This window comes from Bowmanella yangjiangensis, from assembly GCF_018531185.1.
Lineage (GTDB): Bacteria > Pseudomonadota > Gammaproteobacteria > Enterobacterales > Alteromonadaceae > Bowmanella > Bowmanella yangjiangensis.
On record NZ_JAHDJU010000001.1, the window covers coordinates 1635864 to 1648290 of the forward strand.

At 47.9% G+C, this 12427-nt stretch carries 6 protein-coding genes; all 6 read left to right on the forward strand.

Annotation, left to right across the window (positions count from 1 at the left end; all coding sequences use genetic code 11):
* Positions 1-286 precede the first annotated feature (286 nt).
* The 6 genes from KJY73_RS07310 (at position 287) to KJY73_RS07335 (ending at position 12329) form a co-directional block, all read left to right on the forward strand.
* On the forward strand, positions 287-3238 hold the full coding sequence (locus KJY73_RS07310; RefSeq protein WP_214342115.1) for a TonB-dependent receptor: 2952 nt from the start codon (positions 287-289) through the stop codon (positions 3236-3238).
* Between the two features lie 187 nt (positions 3239-3425).
* The gene (locus KJY73_RS07315; protein ID WP_214342117.1) at positions 3426-4964 is read left to right on the forward strand and encodes an alpha-L-fucosidase; all 1539 of its coding nucleotides are present in this window, start codon (positions 3426-3428) and stop codon (positions 4962-4964) included.
* Between the two features lie 11 nt (positions 4965-4975).
* Complete coding sequence (locus KJY73_RS07320) at positions 4976-6139, forward strand: glycoside hydrolase family 88/105 protein (RefSeq protein ID WP_214342119.1); 1164 nt, start codon at positions 4976-4978, stop codon at positions 6137-6139.
* A gap of 316 nt (positions 6140-6455) precedes the next feature.
* Positions 6456-9245 carry a TonB-dependent receptor gene (locus KJY73_RS07325; protein ID WP_214342121.1) on the forward strand — a complete coding sequence of 930 codons (2790 nt, stop codon included), beginning with the start codon at positions 6456-6458 and terminating at the stop codon, positions 9243-9245.
* 67 nt (positions 9246-9312) lie between these two features.
* A complete protein-coding gene (locus KJY73_RS07330) occupies positions 9313-10782 on the forward strand; it encodes a sulfatase family protein (RefSeq protein WP_214342123.1) in 1470 nt (489 codons plus the stop codon).
* Positions 10782-12329, forward strand: a complete 1548-nt coding sequence (locus tag KJY73_RS07335; RefSeq protein WP_214342125.1) for a sodium/sugar symporter — start codon at positions 10782-10784, stop codon at positions 12327-12329. The genes KJY73_RS07330 and KJY73_RS07335 overlap by 1 nt, the downstream gene beginning before the upstream one ends.
* The last annotated feature ends 98 nt before the right edge of the window (positions 12330-12427 follow it).

The following is a 12427-nucleotide window of genomic DNA, read 5'->3' on the forward strand; positions in this document are numbered from 1 at the left end:
TGAACCACTAGAACCAAAAAATCCCTAGGTTACAACACCAGCCAAAAGGCGCGTTAGTTATTGGTTGTTGAAGCTTGTAGAACGCATTGTTATCTAGGGTCTTAGGCGATTTTTTGGCTTATGTTTATTTGCTCATTGCTTTTAAAATGTTGCGAAGATGTTTTTATGTGTTTTCATTTTGTTTCTTTTAATGGCATACTCTTGTCAGATATCTGATTAATTAACAAGTGTCACCAAAAACAATAAGAACATTGACATTGCTTTAACAACAATAAGGACAGGTAACATGAAGACATCTCACCCTAACGCTGCCACATTGCTTATGTTGTGTTTTATAAGTCCTGTGGGGCTTCAGATTCAGGCCCAGGAACAGAGCCTCGAGCAGGTTGAAGTTATCGAAGTGAATGGCATCAAGCGCAGTATCAAGGCATCAATGAATGAGAAGCGATTTGCCAAAGAAGTAAAAGATGTCATCTCCGCAGAGGATATTGGCCAGTTGCCCGATGAGAACATTGCCGAAGCGCTACAGCGAGTTACCGGTATTCAAATGTCTCGTAGTTCTGATGGTGAAGGCTCAACGGTGCAAATTCGTGGGATCTCCAACAACAACGTTGAGATTAATGGCCAGACTCTGGCCGGTACCAGCGCTAACCGAAGTGTAAATTTTCAGGATATCCCCTCTGAGTTGTTTTCCAGCATTGAAGTGTTAAAAGCCCCCACGGCTGATCGTATCGAAGGCTCATTGGGCGGAACTATCAATCTGAAAACCAAACGTGTGCTAGAGATGAGCAAACCGAGCTTTGTTAGCCTGTCTGCCTCAGCCAAGTATTTGGACAAAAATGACAAGGTCGATCCCGACGTTAACTTCTTTGCCGGGCAACAATGGCATGACACTGCGTTTGGTGATGTTGGCGTGATGTTGTCTGCAGGACGGAAAACCGTAAGCTCTTATACGGAGAGCTCTGACGGCACTGATGACGGTATAGGCGGATGGTTAAGACGCTCTGGAGATATGGTGCCTGCCGCGCCTTTTAATACTGGTACTGCTGCGGGTAACTGGCGTTACGATGATGCTATTGATACCAATCGCGATGGTGTATCAGATGAGAAAGACGTGTTTTACATGAAGCAGCTCTATATCGTCAGTGTGCTGCAAAAAGAATCTGAACGTGACTCATTGGGTTTGTCTTTGCAATGGCAGCCGGTTGATGCCATCAACCTATTCTTCGATGCGACTTATACAGCCAGCGATAGCTGGTCGCGTAACTCGCAGTTCCACGGTATGCGGCTTGGAAGACCCCAGGCCATGCCAGTTGCCGGTGGTGACAATCAGTATATGTTGCTGGCTGATCAACCTAATGGTGAATTTTACTATATGACCAAGGGCCGGGTGAGTGGCGCAAACTCTAGAATGGGCGGTTTGCCATCTAATGGCTTCTCTGATTCAAAGTCGCAAAAATACACCCTGGGTGGTGATTATGCATACAGCGAAAGCTTGTTGCTGAGCGCTGAACTATCTTTCTCTGAGGGAACGAAGGAAACCAATTCTAACTCCACTTATATGATGGTGGATTGGAATCATGACAGTGATTTTGGAGCTGCGGATTGGTCTGGCATCGTTGATTTTGACCTGACTAAATCAGATATAGTCGACTTTACTGCCTATGAGTCACCTTTTTACAGTGACACTCCCGACACTCTAGTGCCGTTTGATTCGGCCAATATCATGGATCCTCATTACTTGTACGTAAAGATGGATCGTGCTGGTACTGATGTGCGTAACAAAGATGTGTCATTTAAGTTCGATGGCACTTACCAGCTTGACGGCGATATTTTTACCCAGCTAAAAGCCGGTGCCAGAGTGGCAGAACGCTCGTTCAGCAATGAGGTATTTGCTAATTACAACGGCAGCAACAATAAATTTATTGGTGACCAGCGGGTTGAAGTTGCGGCTCGTTCTATCAAAGTGAATCCCGAGGCCAATACCGATCCGCAACTGCGAGAGTACGCCGAGAAGGCTCTGCAATGCCATGAGGTCATTGATGACAATGTCATGTCAGACAAAAGCGGAAACATAGGCCGTACTATTACAGATGCGACCTGTACCTTTGACTTTTTCCAGGATCTGTTCGGTTTGCCGGATTTACGCGCCGTCAATCCGCAAACTGGCGTGGGATATTATCAATATCTGAATTCCAGCTATGAAGTAACAGAAAAGACCACGGCTCTGTACATGCGTGCTGATTTCAGTACTGAGCTTGGGGGCTACCCGATTTACGGTAATGCTGGTTTACGCTATGTGAAGACTGATACCACATCGAGTGGTTACTACAAGGTCAAGAGCGACCAATGGGATCCGGTAACGTTAAAGGGGAGCTATGACAACGTGCTTCCTACTTTGAATATAAATCTGGGTTTTAGCCAAGACTTATTGCTACGCACCGCGTATTACAGGGCGATCGCCAGACCTGCAGTAACAGATTTGTCACCCGGCTTACGTGTCACCCTTGACGGTGAAGACAGTATTCCTGGTTATGATGGTTCCGGCAGTGCGGGCAACCCGAATCTTCAGGCCATGTTGGCGGATAACCTGGACTTATCTTTGGAATGGTATTTCAGCGAAGAGAGCATGCTGGCTACAGCGGTCTTTTTTAAAGATATCGACAGCAGCATAGGTTATCCGGCCTATGAGCTGGACATGGTCATAGACGGGCTGCTGTATAAGGTCAATCAGAAGGTCAATTTACCAGGCACCCAGATCAAAGGCATTGAAGCTAACTGGGTACAGTCATTTGGATTCACTGATATCCCTTATGTTGAGCATAGTGGTCTAAGCGCTAATTTTACCTACAGTCACGAAGACAGTGAGATGGTTGATGATGAGGGCAGCGCCATTCCCCGGGTTGGGCTGTCTAAATACAGTTATAACCTGACCGCTTTTTATGATGACGGTACGTTCAGTTTACGTCTGGCCTATAACTGGCGAGATACCTTTGTCAGAAATGCCAATCTGGTGCTGGGCTATGGTACAGGCCAGTTCCTGCCTGAGATGGAGCATGCGCGAGGCCAGCTAGACATTTCCGCCAATTACAATATTACCCCGGCACTGAAGCTGACATTCTCAGCCGTCAACGTCGACAATCAGGATATTGAGCGCTATCTGAAATATCGCCAATTGACCAACTATGTTGGCAATGCCGGGGCGAAATATAACCTGGGTTTGCAATATCGCTTCTAATTTCCGGGTCATCTATTTTCACGTTTTAGGTCCAGCCTGGGTCATGTTGATGTGTCCCCGTTAATGTGACATCTGGCTGGACCGTCCTTTCGTGTTGGTAGATGGGAACGCTGTTAGTAATCCGAAAATAAAAACAAGCCACCACGTATGGTTTGGCAGAAAAGCATACAGAAAGGATGAATAAGTCATGCAAAAGAAGATTGGGCTGGCGTTGGTGACCAAGCTGGTGTTAGCCAACGTTAGTGCGCCTGCTAATGCCGTTACCCTGGAAGGGCAAGCGCTGACTCCTACGCATCAGTACAGTGCTAATTGGCCTTCGCTTGATTCCAGGCCCTTACCGCAATGGTTCTCCCAGGCAAAGTTCGGCATTTTCATTCATTGGGGCCCTTATTCTGTGCCGGCTTATTCCCCCAAAGGTACTTATGCCGAGTGGTATCAGTATTGGCTGCAAGAGCGGAAATTGTCTGGCAATGGTGAATTCAGCGGTGCAGAAATCCCCGACTACCATGCAAAAACCTTTGGCGAACAGACCAGCTACTATGACCTGGCACAGCATTTTACTGCTGACTTGTTTGAGCCCGATGCCTGGGCCGAATTATTCAGTCAGGCAGGGGCTCGTTATGTGGTGTTAACCACTAAGCATCATGACGGCTTCACGCTTTGGCCCAGTAAAGAAGCTAATTCCAGGGGATTTGCCTGGAACAGTATGGAAGTGGGCGCTAAGCGTGACTTGGTTGGGGAGTTTAGTCAGGCAATACGCAAGACCGACCTTAAACTTGGTCTGTATTACTCCCTGTATGAGTGGTATCACCCCCTCTGGCAGGATAAGAGCAAGCGCGGGGAATTTGTTGACCAGCATTTCTATCCACAGTTTAAAGATCTTGTACAGCGCTTCGAGCCCGACCTTATCTGGGCTGATGGGCAGTGGAGCATGTCATCCGCTGAGTGGAAAACCCCCGAGCTGTTAACCTGGCTCTACAACGAATCACCAGTGGCTGACAAGGTGGTGGTGAATGATCGCTGGGGTCAAGAAACTTACAAGAAACATGGTGGTTTTCTGACCACAGAATATGAGTCGGGCGGCTTGCATAGGGTGTGGGAAGAGTGCCGTGGTATGGGATTCTCCTTTGGATACAACCAGAACGAGGATATTGAGGACTACACCTCAACCCGGGCTTTGGTATTAACCCTGATTGACATCGTCAGCCACGGCGGCAATTTGCTATTAGATATAGGGCCGGATGCCCGGGGCAATATACCGGTGATCATGCAGGAGCGTTTGTTGCAGATTGGCCAGTGGCTGAAAGTCAATGGCGAGGCGATATACGATACCCGCAACTGGCATACACCTGTGCAGTGGTCCGAGGGAGACAGAGGTTATAAATCCGACGAACGCTATGTCAGCGGCGAACATATTCTCAAGCTGACCGTAGACCCTGAGCCCGGTTACGCCACTAAAGAGGTGTTCTTCACCCAAAATGATGAAGCACTGTTCGCCATTACCCCAAGGTGGCCAGGCAAGACGTTGCTGATTAAAGGGCTGAACTTATCGGTTAAAGGACAAGTGACATTGCTGGCTGGAAATCGTGTCCTGTCCTGGCGTAATGCCGGCGATAACCTAGAGGTCGCTTTACCTGAATTCGATCCAGAACAATTCCAACCAGAACATATGTACGCCTATGCCTTTAAGGTCAAGGGCGTAGTACAAGCTAATAATCAACACTGAGAGACCTGATCATGTTTAAGAAAATTAATCTATTGCTGCTGTCTTCTGCACTTGCATTAAGTGCGTGTAGCGGTCATTACTCAACGCCGCCGCTGGCCGATGTTGAGCGTATTCAAACCGACATGAAGCGGGTTGCTGACTGGCAGATTGCTAACTGGGAGCAAAGAATTGACTGGAACAAGGGCGGGGTGCTAACCAACCAACACGGTGTTGCAAACTGGACAAATGCCACCTTGTACGTGGGCATGCTTGAACTGGCTGATATCACAGGTGATAAAAAATACCAGGACTGGGTGATTGCTCGGGGTGAACAAGCCCAGTGGCAACGCGATATGACCTATGACCGTTTATATCATGCGGACGATTATGCGGTAGGGCAGGCGTACTTTGACTTATATCTGCAATCTGGTGACAAGAAGATGTTGGAGCCGGTGAAGAATCATCTTGATTGGATCATGGCCAATCCCAAAACCGGTTCCTTAGAGTGGAAAAAAGGCACCGACAGGTTGAATCGTTGGGGGTGGAGCGATGCTTTGTTTATGGCACCACCGGTATTCGCACGTTTGGCTGCTATTACCAAAGAGCAGAAATATCTGGATTTCATGCATCAGGAATACATGGCGACTTATGACTATCTGTGGGACAAGCAGGAAAGCCTGTTTTTCCGTGATTCCAGCTACTTCGACGAGCGCGAAAAGAATGGTGAGAAGGTGTTTTGGTCACGTGGTAACGGTTGGGTATTCGGAGGCCTGGCCATTATGTTGCAAGACTTACCCGCTGATTGGCAGCACACACCATTCTACGTGGGATTGTTTAAGCAGATGGCAGAGCGTTTAAAAGGTTTGCAAAAACCTGATGGTAGCTGGCCGATGGGATTGCTGGGTGGAGTCGAGGGCTACCCTAACAAGGAGGTTAGTGGCACCGGCTTTTTCACCTATGGCATTGCGTGGGGGATAAACGCCGGTCTGTTAGATAAAGACGAGTACTTAGATACTGTTATCCGTGGCTGGCACGCGCTGGAAACATCCATTCAAGCTGATGGTATGCTGGGCTACGTACAGCCGGTAGGTGCTGCACCGGGTGACTCTGGTCCAAAGAAAACGGAAGTTTACGGTGTTGGGGCGTTCTTAAGTGCTGGCGCAGAAGTCATTCGTTTACAGAAAAGTGCTCTCTGATTTTCATATAAATAAGATATCTGATGCTCCCATCTAGTGGATGGGAGCATCACTAAATATATTTATTTTCCAATTCGTTAGTTGCTTTGAAAGGCACGTTTTGCAGGCTTTGGCTGTTATTGTGGCAGTTTTCCTCATGCGTTGGATTAAGGGATGTTAATAAATGTGGGTTATTAGGTTGTTCAATTAACATGTAACATGTATGATATCTTAAAAGTGAGAGGGTGAATGCTGTTGTTGTGTTGTGCTTACCCAAACTCACGGTGTCCGTCGTGTAACTAGTAAATATAAGAATCGTCTACAGGAGCAACCCACTATGAACAGCCACTTCAGAGTCAGTGCCCTTGCACTGGCCGTTACCGCTGCGGTAACCGGCTTTAGCGCCAATGTCGCTGCCCAGGAACAGACCGCTGACCAGAATATTGAAACCATTCAGGTTAAGGGGCTTCGTGCCAGTTTGGCTAAATCCATGAATGAAAAGCGTTTCTCGGCTCAGGTCGTGGATGGTATTTCTGCTGAGGATATCGGCAAGTTTCCAGATTCTAATGTGGCTGAGGCGTTGCAACGGGTGACCGGTGTGTCTATCGACCGTAGCGGTGGTGAAGGACGTTTTGTCAGCATCAGGGGATTAGGGCCAACCTTCAGTACGGTTACTGTAAACGGCCGGGAAATAGCTAGTGAGAACGAAAACCGCTCATTCAGTTTTGACACCCTCGCAGCTGAGCTAGTTAGAGGGGTAAACGTCTACAAGTCATCCAAAGCGTCTCAGTTGGAAGGTGGTATAGGTGGTAATGTGGATATACGTACCGCTCAACCTTTTGATTTCGACGGCTTTACCGCTGCGGGAAGTGTTAAAGCCAACTATGAAGAGAATAGTGGTGAAACAACGCCCAATGCTTCTGTGCTGCTCAGCAACCTCTTTATGGACGGCAAACTTGGCGTACTGGGTTCACTGACTTATCAAGACAGGGAATCTGAAAACTACCGCGTAGCAAATGACGGAATAGTTAACAATACGCTAGCGTATCGTGAGCACGGCAGGCCGACGGACGGATCACCGAAAACGCCAACAGGCGTGGTTCATGAAGATGTATACTTCCACCAGGCCATCAGTAAGCAATTTGTGAATGAGCAGCGTCAGCGTTTGGGCGGTAATTTAGCATTGCAGTACCAGGCGTCGGATGCATTGCGGTTAACCCTTGATGCACTTTATTCCAAGCTGGATGTTGACACGGTTAATAATGCCTCCGGCGTGTGGCTATGGGCGCCGGAATCTGGCGAGTTGGATGAAAACCGTACGGTCGTAAAAATGGTGCATGCCGATGAATACACCGGTTACGCTTTTAACCGAATCGAGAAACATCGTCCTTCCACCACGGCGATGCTGGGTTTTAACGCGGACTGGCAGATAACCGACGAGTTGCATGTTAACCTCGATCTCTCCAGTTCTAAGGCGAAGAATAACAACAAAGGGCTTGATAGTCGTCAGGACGTGGCGATGAACAAGCTGGCCGGTGCAGTGTTCGATTACACTAGTGGCAGTATTCCTTCGCTGTATTTGCGTGATCCGGTTGAGACTTCGATATCAGAAGCCAATATCGCCAAGCTGACGCCTCGCCATCAGGAACGCAGTGGTGAATATGTAGAAGCCAACAACGATCAGCTTAAATTGGACTTCAGCTATGAGGTTGACGGTGAGCATCTGGTTAAAGTCGATTTTGGTGCTCATTACACCAGTAGAGACAAAACCAACAACCGCTACCAAACCCCTGATAACATCAACGGAATCAATCTGATTAAAGCGTTTCAGCATTGGTCAGACAATATTACCCTGACAGATGAATACGTAACCATTCGTCGTCCCGGCAACATATTCAGTGGTGCGACATCGCTGAATGCCGATTTCTATGAAGTGAATGAACAGGCACTGTGGGACTTAGTCCAAAACCCGGAAACCAGCCTGAGGCTCACCCAAAACGGTGAACTGGTTCGTGCCGCTATTTTGCAGAACAATGGCTGGACAGTGACCAAGAAACTGGATTCTTTTGCGGTCGAAGAAGATGTGTCTTCTTTTTATGTGGATGCCTATTTCAGCGGTACCTTGGCGGACATGAGCTGGAACCTGATTACCGGGTTGCGTTATTCCGATACCTCACAAAGTTCAATTGGCCGGATTACTGACTTAGCCTCTATTCAACAGGAAGAGGAAAAGGATAACTTGCTGTTGAACTTCTCAACCAGTGCCACGGATGAAGCGGTTAAGAATGACTATACAAACTGGTTACCTTCACTGAATTTCAACTTGAATGTTAGCGAAGATTTGGTCTTCAGGCTGGCAGCTTCAAAGACCATCGCCCGCCCGAATCTGACGGATTTGGCGCCCAGTTTGACCTTTGGTGGTGCGACAGTTCACTTGCGCTCAGCGCGCGGTAGTAACCCACATTTAAAACCTTACCTGTCGACTAACTTCGATGCCTCTCTGGAATGGTACTACAGCCCCTCCAGTTTGTTGGCGGCGGCGGTGTTTAGCAAAAGCGTGGATGACTTTATTGCCCGCACAAATGGGGTGGAAACCTTTGATGTTGAGTTATTTGGTGTCGATGCTGAGGAGAGCTGGAAGCAGTTTGATGTTAACCGTCCGCGCAATGCCGAAAGTGCCTCAATTAAAGGTCTGGAGCTGAACTGGACACATACGCTGGACAGTGGTTTTGGTGTGCAAAGTAATATTACCCTGGTGGACTCCAGTGCCGCCATAGATGTTAAAGACACCACTAACGTGTTTGCCATTGAAGGCTTGAGTGATACTGCCAACTTGGTTGCCTTTTATGAGGATGGTCCACTGCAGGCTCGTATTGCCTACAACTGGCGTGATGAGTTCCTGGAAACTGCGGTCGCCGCCTATGGCAGCGAACCGGTGTTTGTCGATAGCTACTACCAGATTGATGTTAGCGCCAGCTATGAGATCAATGAAAACTTCACTGTATTTGCCGAAGGGATCAATGTGACCGGTGAAACGGTTAACAAACATGGACGTTTTGCCAACCACTTCGTTTATTACGAGGACTACGGTCCGCGTTATAACCTGGGGGTTAGGGCCAAGTTCTAAAATCGGTGCCCTCCGATTCGGCACGCTGCAGAGCGTGCCTTTTTTTTACATCTGCTGGAGTTAGTTTATGCATGGTCAGCGGCTTTTCGCTTTAATGATCTCGCTTGGCGTTAGCTTTTATCTGCCAGTTTCGGCCACTGAGTCTGGTGCTCAGGAGTCATTACCCAATATCGTTTTGATCGTATCGGATGATCAAGGCTATGCCGATATGGGGGTTAGTGGTCTGGCGCCTGATGTACAAACCCCATCCCTTGATGCGCTTGCGTCACAGGGTACCCGTTTTACCCAAGCCTATGTTACGTCACCCATTTGCAGTACCTCGCGTTTAGGACTAATGACAGGTACCTACACGCAACGCACCGGAGGTTATTTTTACGGAGAAGAAGGAGCAATCAGTCCCAAGTTGGAGACTATGGCTGAAATGCTGAAAAAACAGGGATATCGAACCGGTTACGTAGGCAAGTATCACTATGGTTATCACGACTCGCAGAGTCGGGATTTTCCCCTTAACCATGGCTTTGACCGTTTTTACGGAACGGCTGGGGTAGGGCGTAAACACTACCTAATCCATGATGATGCGCAACATCAGGCGTTCTTAGACAAGATTCATCGTTATCAACGTAAAGGGCAAAATCTGGAGATGACATCTATGTGGGATGACCGTAAAAAGGTGACCCCGCAAGGCTTCGCTACGGAAATTTTTGGCGAAAAAGCCCGTGAGTTTGTCAGAGAAAACCAGGATAAGCCGTTCTTTCTACAACTGGCGTTTACTGCTGTTCATAACTTCACCCATCAATTGCCAGCCGAGTATCTCAAAGCACATGGCTTAGATGCCGTTAAAGACTGGGATCCGGCTAAAGAGGACTATTACCAGTGGTATCAAAAAGGTCGCTATCCCAACAATCCTCAGGGGCGGGCCTATTATCTGGCCCATCTGGATTACATGGATAAAGAAGTCGGTAAGTTGATGCAGCAGCTTGATGATTTGAAGCTACGGGACAACACCCTAGTGATTTTCCTAAGCGACAACGGTGGCTCTACCCCTATCTACGCGAACAATGGGCCGTTGCGGGGCAGTAAGTATCTGTTGTACGAGGGAGGCATACGTGTGCCGTTTTTGGTGAGCTGGCCTGCACGTTTGCCCAAAGGAGTTGTTTTGGACAATGTCATCAGCAGTATGGATGTTCTGCCAACGTTGGCAGCCATTACCGGTGCTAATACGCCCCCTTATGTAGATGGGCAGAATATTTTGCCACTGTTGAGCGGTGAAAAGCCCGATCTTGGTCATGACATTCTGGTGTGGGATACCGGCATTGGTACGGCAGTTCGTTATGGGCGTTGGAAACTCAAAACTGCGTCTGATGACTGGAACGCAAAATACGAAATGGTTGAAGTGGAATTGGGGATGCAGTTGTTCGATTTACACAAGGATCCGGGTGAGCGCACTGACGTGAAAGACCAAAATCCAGAAGTATTTCAACAATTACAGGGCATCTATCTGCACTGGAAAAATGATATGGAAAAAGGGCTTAACTGATGGTATTGGCAACGCTTGATCTGACCATTCTTGGTATCTATGTGGTGATGTTAGTGTTTCTAGGCTGGTGGGTATCGCGCCGTGAAAAAGCTAGTCAGGATGCTAAAGATTACTTCCTGGCCGGTAACAGCTTGCCTTGGTGGGCATTGGGGGCCTCGTTAATTGCAGCGAATATATCTGCTGAGCAAATCATTGGTATGTCGGGTTCTGGCTATGCCATTGGTTTGGCAATCGCCTCTTATGAGTGGATGGCGGCGATCACCCTGATTCTGGTGGGGAAGTACCTGTTACCGGTATTTATCAAAAACCGTATCTATACCATGCCGCAGTTTCTGGAACAGCGTTTTGATAGCCGAGTGAAAATGGTCATGGCACTGTTCTGGCTTGGCGTATACATATTTGTGAATCTTACCTCCGTACTGTGGCTTGGCGCGTTGGCTATTTATGCCATGACGGGACTGGATATGATGCTCGGCATGGTCTTTCTTGCCGCGCTGTCTATGGCATATTCCCTGTATGGTGGACTTCGAGCCGTTGCTTATACCGATATCATTCAGGTGATATTACTGGTAGCTGGTGGGCTGTTTTTGTCCTGGCAGGCCCTGAATATGCTAAGCCCTGATGGTGTTTGGGCTGGCTTTAACCGCTTAACCGAATTAGCCCCGCAAAAATTCGATATGATCCTTTCTCCAGACAATCCCCATTACCAGAGTTTGCCCGGCATATCGGTGTTAATCGGTGGTTTGTGGGTAATGAATATTTCCTACTGGGGCTTCAACCAATACATTATCCAACGTACGTTGGCGGCTAAAAGCCTTAGCGAGGCGCAAAAGGGCATCGCCTTTGCGGCCTTTCTAAAGCTATTGGTGCCTTTCATTGTGGTTATTCCCGGTATTGCTGCTTTTGTTCTGCTGCCTGAACTGGATAAACCTGATCAGGCATACCCTGAGTTGATGAAATTGATGCCCGAAGGATTACGAGGGCTGTTATTCGCCGCTTTGGTGGCAGCTATTGTGTCGTCTATCGCCTCAATGTGTAACAGTATTTCGACAATATTTACCCTGGATATTTTTGCCCGTTATCGGGAGGTGAAACCCCCTCAGTTACTGGCTGTTGGTCGTTTGAGCAGTGTTGTTGCCTTGGTTATTGCCGTATTAGTTGCACAGCCGTTGCTTGGCCGCTTTGACCAGGCTTTTCAGTATATTCAGGAGTTTACCAGTTTGTTTACGCCGGGCATTGTGGCGTTGTTCTTATTAGGCATGTTCTGGTCGCGCACCACTGCAAATGCGGCGTTGGTCATGGCCTTAGGGGGAGCATCAGCCTCACTGGCGTTTAAACTGATGTGGCCAACTCTGCCTTTTATGGATAGAGTGGGACTAGTGTTTTTACTGGCATGTTTGCTGGGTGTCTGGGTAAGTTTACGACAGTCGGCTGATGTAAAGGCTGACGTGATTCAGCGACCAGGTTTTGTGACCGGCGCAGGGTTTAATCTTAGCGCTGTGGCAATCTCCCTGATATTGACTGGGTTTTATCTGAGTTGGTGGTAATGAAGGATAATGGGTAATATATATTGTTATCCGACTTCATATGATCAAAAGCTACCATTTAAGCGATAATCGTATAAAGTACAATCATATGAATGGTT

Coding starts and splice junctions, on each gene's coding strand:
- KJY73_RS07310 (WP_214342115.1), top strand. CDS start 287: ATGAAGACATCTCACCCTAACGCTGCCACATTGCTTATGTTGTGTTTT.
- KJY73_RS07315 (WP_214342117.1), top strand. CDS start 3,426: ATGCAAAAGAAGATTGGGCTGGCGTTGGTGACCAAGCTGGTGTTAGCC.
- KJY73_RS07320 (WP_214342119.1), top strand. CDS start 4,976: ATGTTTAAGAAAATTAATCTATTGCTGCTGTCTTCTGCACTTGCATTA.
- KJY73_RS07325 (WP_214342121.1), top strand. CDS start 6,456: ATGAACAGCCACTTCAGAGTCAGTGCCCTTGCACTGGCCGTTACCGCT.
- KJY73_RS07330 (WP_214342123.1), top strand. CDS start 9,313: ATGCATGGTCAGCGGCTTTTCGCTTTAATGATCTCGCTTGGCGTTAGC.
- KJY73_RS07335 (WP_214342125.1), top strand. CDS start 10,782: ATGGTATTGGCAACGCTTGATCTGACCATTCTTGGTATCTATGTGGTG.